Source organism: Saccharibacillus alkalitolerans, from assembly GCF_011090185.1.
Classification (GTDB): Bacteria; Bacillota; Bacilli; order Paenibacillales; family Paenibacillaceae; genus Saccharibacillus; species Saccharibacillus alkalitolerans.
Genome location: NZ_JAAFGS010000004.1, coordinates 151,894 through 166,559 on the forward strand (window position 1 = coordinate 151,894; position 14,666 = coordinate 166,559).

At 56.6% G+C, this 14,666-nt stretch carries 16 protein-coding genes; all 16 read right to left on the minus strand.

Annotated features, from left to right (window positions below; translation table 11 throughout):
- Positions 1 to 101: 101 nt before the first annotated feature.
- The 16 genes from mreB to GYN08_RS12645 all read right to left on the minus strand — a co-directional run bounded on the left by mreB (position 102) and on the right by GYN08_RS12645 (position 14,653).
- On the minus strand, positions 102 to 1,100 hold the full coding sequence (gene mreB, locus GYN08_RS12570) for a rod shape-determining protein (protein WP_166274699.1): 999 nt from the start codon (positions 1,098 to 1,100) through the stop codon (positions 102 to 104).
- Positions 1,101 to 1,307: 207 nt separating this feature from the next.
- A complete protein-coding gene (gene murA, locus GYN08_RS12575) occupies positions 1,308 to 2,654 on the minus strand; it encodes a UDP-N-acetylglucosamine 1-carboxyvinyltransferase (protein ID WP_166274701.1) in 1,347 nt (448 codons plus the stop codon).
- Between the two features lie 162 nt (positions 2,655 to 2,816).
- Positions 2,817 to 3,071, minus strand: a complete 255-nt coding sequence (locus GYN08_RS12580; RefSeq protein ID WP_235946220.1) for a DUF1146 family protein — start codon at positions 3,069 to 3,071, stop codon at positions 2,817 to 2,819.
- Positions 3,072 to 3,427: 356 nt separating this feature from the next.
- Entirely contained in the window at positions 3,428 to 3,850 is a 423-nt protein-coding gene (locus GYN08_RS12585) for a F0F1 ATP synthase subunit epsilon (RefSeq protein WP_166274705.1), read from the minus strand.
- A gap of 31 nt (positions 3,851 to 3,881) precedes the next feature.
- Positions 3,882 to 5,282, minus strand: a complete 1,401-nt coding sequence (gene atpD / locus GYN08_RS12590) for a F0F1 ATP synthase subunit beta (RefSeq protein WP_166274707.1) — start codon at positions 5,280 to 5,282, stop codon at positions 3,882 to 3,884.
- A gap of 24 nt (positions 5,283 to 5,306) precedes the next feature.
- The gene (atpG, locus tag GYN08_RS12595; RefSeq protein ID WP_166274709.1) at positions 5,307 to 6,170 is read right to left on the minus strand and encodes an ATP synthase F1 subunit gamma; all 864 of its coding nucleotides are present in this window, start codon (positions 6,168 to 6,170) and stop codon (positions 5,307 to 5,309) included.
- A 186-nt stretch (positions 6,171 to 6,356) separates the two neighbouring features.
- On the minus strand, positions 6,357 to 7,871 hold the full coding sequence (gene atpA / locus GYN08_RS12600) for a F0F1 ATP synthase subunit alpha (protein WP_166274711.1): 1,515 nt from the start codon (positions 7,869 to 7,871) through the stop codon (positions 6,357 to 6,359).
- Positions 7,872 to 7,889: 18 nt separating this feature from the next.
- Positions 7,890 to 8,435, minus strand: a complete 546-nt coding sequence (locus GYN08_RS12605) for a F0F1 ATP synthase subunit delta (RefSeq protein ID WP_166274713.1) — start codon at positions 8,433 to 8,435, stop codon at positions 7,890 to 7,892.
- Positions 8,432 to 8,917 carry a F0F1 ATP synthase subunit B gene (atpF, locus tag GYN08_RS12610; protein ID WP_166274715.1) on the minus strand — a complete coding sequence of 162 codons (486 nt, stop codon included), beginning with the start codon at positions 8,915 to 8,917 and terminating at the stop codon, positions 8,432 to 8,434. The genes GYN08_RS12605 and atpF overlap by 4 nt, the downstream gene beginning before the upstream one ends.
- 124 nt (positions 8,918 to 9,041) lie before the next feature.
- Positions 9,042 to 9,266 (minus strand): F0F1 ATP synthase subunit C, encoded by a 225-nt coding sequence (atpE, locus tag GYN08_RS12615; protein WP_087798618.1) that lies wholly within the window; start codon positions 9,264 to 9,266, stop codon positions 9,042 to 9,044.
- A gap of 128 nt (positions 9,267 to 9,394) precedes the next feature.
- A complete protein-coding gene (gene atpB / locus GYN08_RS12620) occupies positions 9,395 to 10,207 on the minus strand; it encodes a F0F1 ATP synthase subunit A (RefSeq protein ID WP_166274717.1) in 813 nt (270 codons plus the stop codon).
- Positions 10,200 to 10,658, minus strand: coding sequence for an ATP synthase subunit I (locus GYN08_RS12625; RefSeq protein ID WP_166274719.1), 459 nt, complete (start codon positions 10,656 to 10,658; stop codon positions 10,200 to 10,202). Before GYN08_RS12625 ends, atpB begins: the two co-directional genes overlap by 8 nt.
- Positions 10,651 to 10,893, minus strand: coding sequence for an AtpZ/AtpI family protein (locus GYN08_RS12630; RefSeq protein WP_166274721.1), 243 nt, complete (start codon positions 10,891 to 10,893; stop codon positions 10,651 to 10,653). The genes GYN08_RS12625 and GYN08_RS12630 overlap by 8 nt, the downstream gene beginning before the upstream one ends.
- Before the next feature lie 256 nt (positions 10,894 to 11,149).
- Entirely contained in the window at positions 11,150 to 12,322 is a 1,173-nt protein-coding gene (gene wecB / locus GYN08_RS12635; RefSeq protein WP_166274723.1) for a non-hydrolyzing UDP-N-acetylglucosamine 2-epimerase, read from the minus strand.
- A gap of 141 nt (positions 12,323 to 12,463) precedes the next feature.
- On the minus strand, positions 12,464 to 13,093 hold the full coding sequence (gene upp / locus GYN08_RS12640) for a uracil phosphoribosyltransferase (protein WP_166274725.1): 630 nt from the start codon (positions 13,091 to 13,093) through the stop codon (positions 12,464 to 12,466).
- Between the two features lie 288 nt (positions 13,094 to 13,381).
- Positions 13,382 to 14,653 carry an ABC transporter substrate-binding protein gene (locus GYN08_RS12645; RefSeq protein ID WP_166274727.1) on the minus strand — a complete coding sequence of 424 codons (1,272 nt, stop codon included), beginning with the start codon at positions 14,651 to 14,653 and terminating at the stop codon, positions 13,382 to 13,384.
- Between the last annotated feature and the right edge of the window lie 13 nt (positions 14,654 to 14,666).

Sequence of the window (14,666 nt, forward strand, 5' to 3'; positions counted from 1 at the left end):
GCTGTCCCAGTCCGTTTCCTCGCGGCCGGCGCTTCCCAAAAAAAGCCCCCGCACCTTGTGTTATATATATCGGCAGATCCGAGAAAATGTTGAGTGGAAAATCAGATTTTTTTCTTGGCCGACTTGTCGAGATGATCGAGCATCTTCTGCGTGCCCTTGACGACGCAGTGCATCGGATCTTCCGCCGTCCAGACCGGAACTTTCAGTTCCTGGGCGAGCAGGTCGTCGAGGCCGTGCAGCAGAGCCCCGCCGCCCGTCAGTACGACGCCGCGGTCGATGATGTCCGCGGACAGCTCGGGCGGCGTGCGCTCCAGCACCGTCTTCGCGGCGCTGACGATCAGCGCGACGGATTCGTCGAGCGCTTCCTTGACTTCGGCCGAAGTCACGGAAATGGTGCGCGGCAGGCCGCTGACCATATCGCGTCCGCGAATGTCCACTTCCGCCTGGCGTCCGTCCGGATGAACGGAAGCGATATTGATCTTCAGATCTTCTGCCGTCCGCTCGCCGATCAGCAGCTTATATTTGTTTTTGATATAACGGATGATCGATTCGTCGAACGTGTCGCCCGCCACCTTGATCGAGGAAGACGTCACGATATCGCCCATCGAAAGCACGGCCACGTCGGTCGTGCCGCCGCCGATATCGACGACCATGTTGCCGCTCGGCTGATAAATGTCCATGCCCGCGCCGATCGCGGCGGCTTTCGGTTCTTCTTCCAGATAAACGTCTTTTGCTCCGGTACGCTGGGCCGCTTCGCGAATCGCTTTTTGTTCGACGGAAGTAATGTTGGTCGGCGCGCAGATCAAAATCCGCGGATTGCTGTACCAGCTTCGGCCGCCCACTTTGTTGATAAAGTAGCGCAGCATCGCTTCCGTGATGTCGAAGTCCGCGATTACGCCGTCGCGCAGCGGGCGCACGACTTCGATATTGCCCGGCGTACGTCCTACCATGCGGCGAGCTTCTTCGCCGACAGCCAGCACGCGCTTCGATTCTCTTTCTATCGCTACCACCGACGGCTCGTCAATCACGACTCCCTTACCTTTTACATAAATCAGCACGTTCGCCGTGCCCAGATCGATTCCGATATCCTTGCTCAACATGTCTTTTCGCGGCCTCCAGCATCCTTGTTTATTCGGCTTTTCCCCTGCGCGCTTACGCCCGCTATCCTGTAAACTACCAGCTTTTAACATACCATATTTATAGGGGCTTCATCAACGGAAAATAGACGCATTTCAAGGACAAAAACGCAAAAAATCCAAGTTCTTTCGAACTTGGATTTTTCAACCGTTTGAACCGGTTATCCGGCGTTAAGCCCACGTCGGCTGCACGCTGAAAATCGGAGCTTCCGCACGTACCGAAGCTTCTTTCGCCGGAGCGGCTTCTTCCGCTTTTTCCGGCATGGACACGCGCCAGATATCCGCGCCCAGACCGACCAGCTTTTCCGTCAAATTGACGTAGCCGCGGTCGATGTGGTGAGTGCCGCCGACTTCCGTCGTGCCTTCGGCCACCAGGCCGGCGCAGATCAGGGCCGCGCCAGCGCGCAGGTCGGTTGCCGTTACTTTGGCGCCGACGAATTTCGTGTCGCCGCTGACGAACGAAGAACGTCCTTCGACTTTGATCTCGGCGTTCATCAGACGGAACTGGTCGACATGCATGAAACGGTTTTCAAACACCGTCTCCGTTACGACGCTCGTTCCGGTTGCGCTGAGCAGCAGCGCCATCATCTGAGACTGCATGTCCGTCGGGAAGCCCGGATACGGAAGCGTCTTGATATCGACGGCGCGCAGCGGCTTGTCGGCCACTACGCGAATGCCGTTTTCGTCCGGCAGAATCGTGACGCCCATCTCTTCCATCTTGGCGATGACCGGACCGAGGTGGTCGGCAATGGCGCCTTCGACGTACACGTCGCCGCCCGTAATCGCAGCGGCTACCATGTAGGTGCCGGCTTCGATACGGTCCGGAATGACGGTGTGAGGAGCTCCTACAAGCTTCTCCACGCCTTCGATCCGGATTGTGCCCGTACCCGCGCCGCGGACGATCGCGCCCATCGCGTTCAGGTAGTTGGCCAGATCGACGATTTCCGGCTCTTTCGCCGCATTTTCGATCGTCGTGATTCCTTCGGCCATCGTGGCGGCCATCATGATATTTTCCGTGGCGCCTACGCTGGCCATATCGAGATAAATTTTCGCGCCGCGGAGTCTGCCGTCGCTTTTGGCTTCGACATATCCCTCGCCCAGTGTGACGGTTGCTCCCATCGCTTCGAACCCTTTCAGGTGCAGGTCGATCGGACGCGTGCCGATCGCGCATCCGCCCGGCATGGAAATGCGGGTAGATCCAAGGCGCGCAAGCAGAGGCCCCATTACGAGGAAGGAGGCGCGCATCTTGCTCACCCACTCGTAAGGCGCTTCGCATGAAGTCAGGTTTCGTGCATCTACACGGATGACTTCATCCCGGTATGTAATGCCCGCTCCTAGCGATTCCAAAACTTTATTGATGGTCATAACGTCATCAAGAGGAGGCGCGTCCGAAATGACGCTTTCTCCTTCTTGTCCCAACAGACTGGCAGCGATGATAGGAAGCACCGAATTCTTGGCACCGCTAACTTTGACGGTTCCGGTCAATCGTTTGCCGCCGCGGACGATAAATTTGCTCATCTCCGTATTCCCTCCGCGCGTTTAATTTGCGTTTAATTGTGTTTGTTTGTGGTATTGTGCACATGCCGGTCTAACGACCGGTTCATCTTTTGATTAATTGGAGATCCAACAAACCTAATCACTGATTAACCCAAGCGTTCCGACTTAAAACAATTCCAATCTCTAGAAGCTTAATCTGAGCAGCTGCGACCATCCGATGTACTCCAAAATGAAGTTCGCGACGAAATGCCCGAGCACGATCGCCAGCAGCACATGCAGCATTTTCCCCTGCGGGCTTTGCGGGTGGCGAATGAACAGATCGAGCTTGAGATTCTGCAGCGCCCACCAGGCCAAAATGATGCAGCCCAGCGATATGGCCATGGACAGAATGCCGGAGATTCCGGTTTGCGAAAAAGATGCCAGGGCATTTTCAGCCATCGTCCAAGCCCCTTTCATTCGTCTGGCCGAACTCTGTCCCCTTTATCGGGACGAGCCGCAGATCCGCATAGCGAATATTTTTGCGGACTTCTTTATAATACTGGGAAGCGAGCGAAGAATCCAGCACATTTCAAACAAATTTTACAAAAAAGCGCCCATAACTTTCCTTCGAAGCTCATAAACTGGGTTTTGCTTGCTTGCTCAAGGAAGTGTAAGCGTTTTTTCGCGGAAAGCTTATCGCAGCGCGCCTTTTTGCTTTATCGGCACCCGCTTCTCGACTTTTAATCCTTTTCTCTATTTCCGGGGAAATATAGCGTTATGCAAAAAAGCCGATCTCCAGGGAGACCGGCTGACGATTATTTGTTGACAACGTCCATAGTCGTAACGTCCAGACGAGTCATCGCGCGTTTCAACGCGAGTTCCGCACGGCGGTGATCGATCTCGTCCGCATGCATTTTCCCGCTTTCAAGGCGCAGCTCGGCTCTTTCGCGTGCCGCGCGTGCGCGGTCGACGTCGATGCTTTCCGGCAGCTCCGCGCTTTCGGCGAGCACGACCACCTTGTCTCGGCGAACTTCAAGGAAGCCGCCGTGCACGGCGATATGCGACCGTTTTCCGTCATGGTGAACGGTAAGCGCGCCGATTTGAAGCGGAGCGACCGTCGCGATATGGCCCGCCAGAACGCCGAGGTCGCCCTCTACGCTCTTTGCGGTGATACTGGTGACCTGTCCGGAGTAGATGAGACGCTCCGGCGTAACGATTTCCAGCAAAAAGGTGCTCACTTCTATCCCTCCTCACCCGAAGCTTGGCAGCTTACAGGGTTTTCGCTTTCTCGACGGCTTCTTCGATCGTGCCGACAAAGAGGAATGCCGCTTCCGGCAGATCGTCGTGCTTGCCGTCGAGAATCTCGCGGAAGCTGCGGATCGTTTCTTTAACCGGAACGTAACGGCCTTTGAGGCCCGTGAAGGCTTCGGCCACGTGGAACGGCTGCGACAGGAAACGCTGGATTTTGCGCGCGCGCGCAACGATCAGCTTGTCGTCCTCGCTCAGCTCGTCCATACCGAGGATCGCGATGATGTCCTGCAGCTCGCGGTAGCGGGCCAGGAGCTGTTTGACGCCTTGGGCAACTTCGTAGTGCTCTTCGCCTACAACGTCCGGAGCGAGAATCCGCGAACTCGAAGCGAGCGGATCGACGGCCGGGAAGATACCCATTTCGGAAATTTTACGCTCCAGGTTGGTGGTAGCGTCCAAGTGCGCGAACGTAGTCGCCGGAGCCGGGTCGGTATAGTCGTCCGCCGGTACGTAGATCGCTTGGATCGACGTAACGGAACCTTTTTTCGTGGAGGTGATCCGTTCCTGCAGCTGACCCATTTCGGTTGCCAACGTCGGCTGGTAACCTACGGCCGAAGGCATCCGTCCGAGCAGGGCGGATACTTCCGAACCCGCCTGGGTGAAGCGGAAGATGTTATCGATGAACAGCAGTACGTCGCGGCCTTCTTGGTCGCGGAAGTACTCGGCCATCGTCAGACCCGTCAGCGCGACGCGAAGACGCGCGCCCGGAGGTTCGTTCATCTGACCGAACACCATCGCCGTTTTGTTGATAACGCCGGACTCTCTCATTTCGTGGTACAGGTCGTTACCTTCGCGCGTACGTTCGCCGACGCCGGCGAATACGGAAATACCGCCGTGCTCCTGCGCGATGTTGTTGATCAGTTCCTGAATCGTAACCGTTTTGCCTACGCCGGCGCCGCCGAACAGACCGATTTTGCCGCCTTTCGCGTAAGGAGCCAGCAGGTCGATGACCTTGATGCCGGTTTCGAGCATCTCCGCCTGCGTCGACAGTTCATCGAACGTCGGAGGCTGACGGTGAATCGGATTGTTAACCGGAGAGACGACTTCTCCCGCTTCGTCGATCGGATCGCCGAGAACGTTAAACACGCGTCCCAGGGTCACTTCGCCTACCGGAACGGAGATCGGAGCGCCCGTATCGATAACCGCGCTTCCGCGGGTCAGACCGTCCGTCGAGGACATCGCGATGCAGCGCACCGTATTGTCGCCCAGGTGGTTCGAGACTTCCAAAGTCAATGGGGCTTCTTGGCCCGCTTCCGTCGCTTTTTGAACCTTGAGCGCATTAAGGATTTCCGGCAGCTGACCGCGTTCGAATTCCACGTCGACAACCGGACCCGTGATGCTGATGATGCGTCCTGTATTCATGCTTCGTTTTCCCTCCTACAAGCTTCAGCTTTGTGCGGCGCTCGCGCCGGCCACGATTTCGGTAATTTCCTGCGTAATGGCCGCCTGACGAGCCCGGTTGTACGTTAAGGTATATTCGTTGATCAGCTTCGACGCGTTCTTGGTTGCCGCGCCCATCGCGGTCATCTTCGCGCCGAGTTCGCTTGCCTTGCCTTCCAGCACCGCTTTGTAAATCAGCGTCTCCGCATAACGCGGCAGCAGCTCGCCGAGTACGGCTTCGGCCGACGGCTCGAATTCGTACGATTGAAGCGCGCCTTCGAAAGACACCGGCTCCATCGGCAGAAGCGCTTCGACCTGCGGAATCTGGGTAAGCGCATTGACGAACTGGTTATAACATAAGTATAAAGCGTCGCAGTGGCCGAGTTCGTAATCCTGAACGGCACGCGCAGCGACCGTTTTGATGTCCGCGAACGAAGGAGAGTCCGACAGTTCCGTTACCGTCTCGGCGATCGGAATGCCCCGTCTGCGGAAATAGTCGCGCCCTTTTCGCCCGATTACATACAGCATGTATTCGTCGGGAGACGAGTGGCGGTCGCGCAGTTCGTTGGATACCCGGCGCAGGATGTTGGCATTGTAGCCGCCCGCAAGCCCGCGATCGGACGTGATGACCAGGTAAGCGGTTCTGCGCACCGGACGTTTCTCGAGCATCGGATGACGGATTCCCGTGCTCGCGGAAGCGATGCTTGCCACCACTTCGCGCAGCTTCTCCGAGTACGGACGAGCCGCCTCCGTCTTCTCCTGCGCCCGGCGCAGCTTGGAAGCCGCGACCATCTCCATCGCTTTGGTGATCTGACGGGTGTTCTGGGTACTCTTGATCTGCCGCTTGATCTCGCGAATTCCTTTAGCCATGTGTATTCACCTCCAGATTTTGCGTAAGCAAAATCACTTCGTAAGATTATGCTGAAATAAAATTTCCGGTAATGAGGAAGCCCTCGACCGGACCCTTACGCGCAAAGCCGCTCTTCCCTGAAGGGAAGGACGCGGCTTCACCCGTTCAAAGCCCGGCCGGCTTCTCTTGAATATTTGCCCCGCGGCTTAAGCCGTCGTCGCAAATCCTTTTTTGAATTGTTCGATTGCGGCAACCAGCGCCTTCTCGTTGTCCGACGTGAGGTCCTTCGTTTGTACGATCGAATCGAGAATCGATTGGTGCTCGCTCGTCATGAATGCGAGGAACTCGCGTTCGAAGCGGCGAACGTCCGCGACCGGGATATCGTCGAGCATCCCTTTGACCGCCGTGTACAAGCTGACGACCTGCTGCTCGACAGCCAGAGGCTGGTTAACGCCCTGTTTGAGGATCTCCATCATGCGCGCGCCGCGGTTAAGGCGGGACAGCGTCGATTTGTCGAGGTCCGAGCCGAACTGCGAGAACGCCTGCAGCTCGCGGTACTGCGCCAAGTCCAGACGCAGCGTACCGGCAACCTTTTTCATGGCTTTGATCTGCGCGGAACCGCCGACGCGGGATACCGAGATACCGACGTTGATCGCCGGACGCTGACCGGAGTAGAACAGGTCGGACTCCAGGAAGATCTGGCCGTCGGTAATCGAGATGACGTTCGTCGGGATGTAAGCCGATACGTCGGAAGCCTGCGTTTCGATGAACGGCAGAGCCGTCAGCGAGCCGCCGCCGCGCGCGTCGCTGAGCTTAGCGGCACGTTCCAGCAGGCGGGAGTGCAGGTAGAAGACGTCGCCCGGATAAGCTTCCCGGCCCGGAGGACGGCGAAGCAGCAGGGAGAGTTCGCGGTAAGCGGCAGCCTGCTTCGACAAGTCGTCGTAGATAACCAGCGCATGCTCGCCTTTGTACATGAAGTATTCGCCCATCGCGCAGCCGGCGTAAGCCGAGATGTACTGCAGCGGAGCCGGGTCCGAAGCGGATGCCGTCACGACGATCGTGTAGTCCAGCGCGCCGTTGCGGCGCAGCGTTTCCACGACCTGAGCGACCGTGGACTGTTTCTGTCCGATCGCGACGTATACGCACTTCACGTTGTTGCCTTTTTGGTTGAGGATGGTGTCGATCGCGATCGTCGTTTTACCCGTTTGACGGTCGCCGATGATCAGCTCGCGCTGACCGCGGCCGATCGGAACCATCGAGTCGATGGCCTTGATGCCGGTCTGCATCGGCTCGTGTACGGATTTCCGGTCGATAACGCCCGGAGCGGATCCTTCCACGGGACGGAAATGCGTCGTTTCGATCGGGCCTTTGCCGTCTACAGGCTGGCCGAGCGGGTTCACGACGCGTCCGAGCAGCGCTTCGCCGACCGGTACTTCCATGATGCGGCCCGTACGCTTAACCTGATTTCCTTCGCGGATATCCGTGTAAGGACCCAGGACGACGATACCGACATTGTCTTCTTCCAGGTTGAGGGCCATGCCCATGACGCCGTTCTCGAACTCGAGCAGTTCGCCCGACAATACGTTGTCCAGGCCGTGCGCACGCGCGATACCGTCGCCGACTTGAATGACGGTACCCACCTCGGCGACTTCGATTTCGTTCTGATACTGTTCAATCTGGCTCTTAATCAGCGTGCTGATTTCATCAGGTCTGATACTCAAGTGGTTTCCCCCCTGTCACTATGCTTGCCGTTCAAAAGACTTTTCGAGACGGGCGAGCTTGCCCGCCAAACTTCCGTCGTAAAGCGTATTGCCGATCACGACTTTGGCGCCGCCCAGCACGCTTTTGTCCACAACGTTGTGAATGGTGATTTTTTTGCCGGTCAGCACGCCGAAGCGTTCCTTGGCAGCCGCCTTCTCCTCTTCCGTCAGGGGAAAAGCGCTGTATACGATAGCGTCGGCAAGGCCGAGCGCCTCGTTCGAAATTTGTTCGTAACTCTCGCGCAGTTCGCCGAACAGCTGTGTCCGGCCCCGTTCGATCAACAGTTCGACCGTACGGATCACCGGCACGGATACGCGGCCTTCAAAAGCGCCGTTCAGCACTTTCTTCTTGTCTTCCGCGGATACACCGGGCGAAGCTACGAACTTGCGCAGGGCCGGATCGGACGCGAAAGCTTCCGTGATGGCGCGCAGCTCGGCCTGAGTCTCGGCGACTTTGCCTTCGGCGAAAGTCACCTCGAACAGCGCGCGCGCATAACGTTTCGCGACCAGCGTATCGCGGCTCATGATTTCGTCCCTACGTCTTTCAGATACTGATCGACCAGGCCCTCGTTCGATTTCTCGTCGATTTCTTTTTCGATCAGCTTGGAAGCGATCTGCACGGACACGCGTCCGACTTCGCCGCGCAGGGCGGCCATCGCTTTGTTCTTTTCGCTCTCGATGTCGCGGAGCGCTTCGTCCTTCAGACGGCCGGCTTCGTCTTTCGCCTGCGCGATCAGCTGATCGGCCTGCTTGCCGCTCGTCTGTCTGGATTGCTCGATAATGTCGTACGCTTCTTTGCGCGCCTGCTGGAGCGCTTCTTTTTGCTGTTCGACATAAGTGGCCGCTTCCTGGCGCGTAGCCGAAGCTTCTTCCAGTTGGCCCAGTACCAATTCGCGGCGTTTCTCCATCACGGACATCAGCGGCCCGATCGCGTAACGGCTCAGCAGCCAGTACAAGAGCAGGAAGGCAATCAGCGTAATAATGATAGACGACCATACAATATCCACCTGAGTCACTCCTTTCCGGTTCAATAAACGGAACATGCTTAAGTTTATTTCAATACGTATAAAGTACTCATTTCAAAAAGAAGGCGCGGAGGCTGTGCCATCCCCGCCATGACTTGTTTTAAATTTATGCCGCGGCGTAGAAGATGAACGCCAGGACCACGCCGATGATCGGCAGGGCTTCGACCAGACCGACACCGATGAACATTGTCGTTTGCAGCGTCGATTTTGCTTCCGGCTGACGGGCGATACCTTCAACCGTTTTGCTGATGATCAGACCGTTACCAATACCTGCGCCGAGTGCGCCCAAACCGACTGCGATTGCAGCGGCAATCAATGCCATAGCTCCCAAACCCATTTGTGTAAGCCTCCTTAAGTATTAGAGAAATAATTGTTTATATAGCCAGCTTGGATATCGGTTAGGTTATGTAACCCCATCCTTGCATTGGACACGTGAACCGGTGACGCTCGCGAATCAGGTTAGTGCTCTTCGTGCGTATCGATCTTCTGGGAAATGTACACAAGGGCCAGAATCGTAAAGACGAACGCCTGGATGGCGCCTACGAAAATACTGAAGCCCTGCCAGATCGCCATCAAAGGAATCGAAGCGATAAGGCCTACGACGTTGACGGCCGCCAGCTTCAGAATAACGCTGATCAGCACCTCGCCGGCAAAGATATTGCCGTAGAGACGCATGCCGTGCGTCAGAAGGCTGGAGAACTGCTCGATCAGGTTGATCGGGAAAAATACCGGATACGGCTCGAAGTAGTGCTTGAAATAAGCCTTCGTATTTTTCGTGATTCCCAGGAAGTGCACCAGAATGAAGATCATTGCTGCCAGCGCCATTGCCACGGAAACGTCGGCGGTAGGCGATTTCCAGAATGCGATTTCGACATGCGCTTCTTGGCCCGCTGCGGCTGCCGCGTTGAACGCTTCGACGGCGGGAAGAATCGGCTGACCGAAGATGGTTGCGTCTGCCGCGCTGTGAGGGTGCAGGACGATACCGAACGGAAGTCCCAGCATATTGCTGACGAAGATGAACATAATCAGCGTTACCGCCAGCGTGACGAAAGGTCTGCCTTTCTTCATGTCCATAGTGCCGGCAATCTGATTCTGAACGAATTCGATCACCCATTCCATGAAGTTCTGGAGCTTGCCGGGATTTTCCACGGACAGCTTCCGGGTCGCCAGCTTGGCGATCAGGAACACGACCGTGCAGCTTACGATCAGCATAAAGATGATCGAAAGGTCGAAACGAATACCTCCGAGCTCGATTATCGGAGATTCATGCATCTTTTTCACCCCTTTCTTCAGCCATTCTCTCTTTCTCTATCCGCTTCTGCTCGAAGTAGACAGATTCTGCCTTGCTGGCCTTATGGGTAACGAAGATCCCCACAAGGAGCAGAATAACCGGGGCGGCGGCCAGGCTCGCCATCAGGGCGATCAAATTGACTTCGTGCGGAAATTCGATCGCGACCACGATAGCCGCCACCGCCGCAAGCGCCCGCCAGGCAAACCCCAGCCCGCCCCGGGCCTTTCTTCCTTCCGATACCGCATCCGTGATTTTACGGACTCTGTATCCCAGATAATACGCGCTCATGCAGCTTACGCTCGCTCCGAAAACAATGCCCAACACCACCGGGTGATGATGGGGAGCGATCAGCATCCAACAGGCGCCGATCGCCAAAAGCGTGTATGTAACGCGTGTAAGCCAGCGCATGTATTTCGGTAATTCGCTATTCATCGCTTCCCTCCAAAACTTTGCGGACGAGGGCAACTACGCCGAAACCACCCACGACGAGTCCGATCAGGACGCCAAGACCGATCCATAAACCGGAACCGCCGATCTTCTCGTTCATCCATCGCCCGAAAAAGAATCCGAGCAGGGTAAACAAAACAAGTTCGACGCCAATTGCGCTGACAAGCCCGACCGCTTTCCAAGGGCCGCTTTTGCCTTCCGGTTTCATGCGCTTATCCATCGTTTGTCAACCTCATAATCCCCATTCATTTTACTGAACGGTAAGAGTTATTGTCAATTCACCGAACTTTTCCTTTTTACCCAAATTTCCGCACCGGTCAAGGATCTGACGTTCGAAAAACGGAGTCTGCCTTTACTTACGTGACAGGATTACCGGTCGTTCCGGAAAGGTTGTGACAGTTATTTGACATCGGCCGACCGATTTTTTGAAAGCGTATTAACCGTACAGCTATACTGTATACTGTTTGGCTGGTTAATCACAATGCAACTTCGGGATCAATTGTGTCCATTGTGTGAAATTCTTCAGGACGTTCGTCTTTAAAACCGAAACTGTGAAGAATCGCATTGACAATCCGTTGCGACGCTTTGCCGTCTCCGTACGGGTTGGCGGCCCGGCTCATGGATTCGTACAAAGTGGAGTCGCTGAGCAGCGCTTGAGTCCGTGCATACACCTTCTCTTCTTCCGTTCCCACCAGCTCGAGCGTTCCGGCCTCGATCCCTTCCGGACGTTCCGTCGTATCGCGCAGCACGAGAACGGGCACGCCGAACGACGGCGCCTCTTCCTGCAGGCCGCCGGAGTCGGTCAGGATCAGGTGGGTATGCGGATAAAAATTATGCAGGTCCACGACGTCGAGCGGATCGATCAGCGAGATGCGCGGATGACCGCCGAGAATTTCGTGGGCCGGCTCTTTGACGGCAGGGCTCGGATGAACGGGATATACGATCGCCACGTCTTCGAACTCGTCGGCGATCCGCTTCACCGCGCGGAAAATGTTGCGGTGCGGTTCGCCCTGCGACTCGCGGCGGTGCGCCGTCATCAGAATAAGCCTTTTTCCTTTCGCCCAATCCAGCACCGGGTGCGTGTAATCGGGCTGCACGGTATATTGAAACACATCCGTAACCGTGTTGCCTGTGACAAAAACGCTTGACTTCGACTTATTCTCCTTGGCGAGATTGCCGCCCGACCATGAAGTCGGCGCAAAATGCAGGTCCGCGATCACGCCCGTCAGCTGACGGTTCATCTCTTCCGGATACGGCGAAAGCTTGTTCCAGGTCCGCAGTCCCGCCTCCACGTGGCCGACTTTGATCTGCTGCATAAACGCCGAGTAGCTTGCCAGGAAAGTCGTCAGCGTATCGCCGTGCACCAGCACGATGTCCGGTTTCGCCTCGCGCAGCACCGGCTCCAGCCCTTGAAGCACGCGGACCGAAATTTCGTTCAGCGTCTGGCGGTCCTTCATGACGTCCAGATCGTAATCCGGCGTGATCTTGAATACTTCCAGCACCTGGTCGAGCATTTGACGATGCTGAGCCGTGACGCAGACGATCGACTCGATCTCCTCCGGGTGTTTTTCCAGCTCGAGAATCAGCGGGGCCATCTTGATCGCCTCCGGACGCACGCCGAAGATGGTCATGACTTTGATCTTTTTCATTTGTTGTTCGCTCACCTTTCCTTCGGGTATCTAGCCTTCTTCCGAAAGCCCGATCCGTCGTCGGACGATTTAATTCCTTCATTAAATAAAGCGCTTTTTTAACCTTGAAGCCCAGAACGATCCAGACCGGATTCCGTATTCTTACTTGGTGCCGTACAGACGGTCTCCCGCATCGCCGAGGCCCGGCACGATATAACCGTGATCGTCGAGGCGTTCGTCCAGCGCCGCCACGTAGATATCCACGTCCGGATGCGCGTCCTGTACCGCCTTCACGCCTTCCGGCGCCGCGATCAGATTCATCATTTTGATCTGCGTGCACCCGCGCTTCTTCAGCACGTCGATGGCCGCGATCGCGGAACCGCCGGTCGCCAGCATCGGATCGATGACAATCAGCTCGCGCTCCTGCACGTCCGTCGGCAGCTTTACGTAATACTCGACCGGCTGCAGCGTATGCGGATCGCGGAACAAGCCCACGTGTCCGACTTTCGCCGCCGGCAGCAGCTTCAGCACGCCGTCCAGCATGCCCAGGCCCGCGCGCAGAATCGGTACCAGCCCCAGCATGCGTCCCGAGATCACTTTTCCCTCGGTCTTCGTGACGGGCGTTTCCACCGGAATGGATTCCAGCGGCACCTCGCGGGTAATTTCGTACGCCATCAGCGTCGCCACTTCGTCGACAAGCTCTCTGAAATCTTTCGTGTTCGTGTTTACGTCCCGGATAAAAGTCAGTTTGTGCTGAATCAGCGGATGATCGCAGATCACCAGTTTACTCATAAAATTCGTCCCTCCGTACATTGTTCGGCACCGCCGGCAGGCGTCCGTTTTCGGAAAACCCCAATCGGTTTCCCGTGTCGCGTGCGCCTTTCCCGATATCGGAACTGCCGCGGCGCACCGTAAATCTTGTCCATTATAGCATTACGCGGCCCTGCGCGCATCCGCCTTGAACGGTCCGCGCGCAAAAACGTATCCCTTTCGGAGCGAACGCTCCGCTTCCGCATCCGCGCACAAAAAAAGCCCCGGCCGAAAATACGGCCGGCGGCTTCTTCGACTCTCTTGAAACGCTTAGCGCACCTTGAGGTTGTCGTACGATTCCTGCAGATTGTTAAGCAGCTGTTCCCGCGTATCCCGTCCCGCGATATACGACTGCATCTGGTTGGCATAGTCCTGCGGCGTGCCGATCGGCAGCTGCTGGAAGTACCAATTGAGCACCTTGCCCTCTTCGATATATTTCGTCAGGTCGGCGCCGAGCGCCCCGATGCCTTCCGGATCGCCCTGAATATTGTTGAACGCCGGGATGAACTGGAACTTGGTCGTCAGGAATTCCTGACCTTCCGGCGAGGTCGCCATCCAGTCCAGCAGCTCCTTCGCCTCTTCCTTGACCGGCGAATCCTTATTGATGACCCAGTAGGTCGGCACGCCGACGAACACCTTGTCGTTCGCTTCGGGATCGTCGCTGATCGGCATCGGCATCATGCCCACGTTCAGATCCGGATTGATCCCGTCGAGCGTCGGCTGCACCCAGTTGCCCTGCTGGGTCATGGCCGCCTCGCCGTTCGCGAACGTGGACATCTGCGTATTGTAGTCGGTCGTCAGCGGATTGGCGTTGCCGTACTTCAGCGTCAGGTCGAGCAGATCGAGCCATCCGTCGAAGATTTCGTTGCTCGCGATGTCGGCGGTTCCGTCGTCGAGCGACTGCAGGAACGCTTCCGGATCGTCCTGTCTGGCAAAAGGCACGTTGACGTTATGGTTGCCGAGTACCCACCATTCGGCATAAGCGTTGACGAACGGCGTATGGCCGGCTTCCTTGATTTTTTTCGCCGCTTCTTCCAATTCGGACAGCGTCTTCGGAATCTCGGTCACGCCCGCTTCCTTGAAGATGTCCTTGTTGTACAGGAAGCCGTAGCCTTCATAGTTCAGCGGAAAACCGTACAGTTTGCCGTCTTCGCTCATCGGGTCTTTGGCGACCTGTTCCATGTTCTTCACCCACGGCTGATCGGACAGGTCTTCGAGATATTCGAGCCACAGATCCCGTTCCTGGAAGCCGCCTATCGTGAAAATGTCAGGCTGGGCGCCGGCCGAAAAACGGGATTTCAGCGAAGCCGCGTAATCGGTGCCGCCGCCTACGGATTGAATGTTCAGCGTGACGCCGGGATGCGACGCCTCGTATACCTGCTTCATTTCGTTGAGCTGATCGGAAATTTCGACTTTGCCCTGATAAATATTGATCACTTTTTGCCCCGAACCGCCGGAATCGCTTCCCTGGCTGCAGCCGGACAGGACGGCCGCGGCGGTCAGAAGCAGGGCGGGCAGCAGCATGAATGTCTTCTTGAACATCTGATCTCCCCCT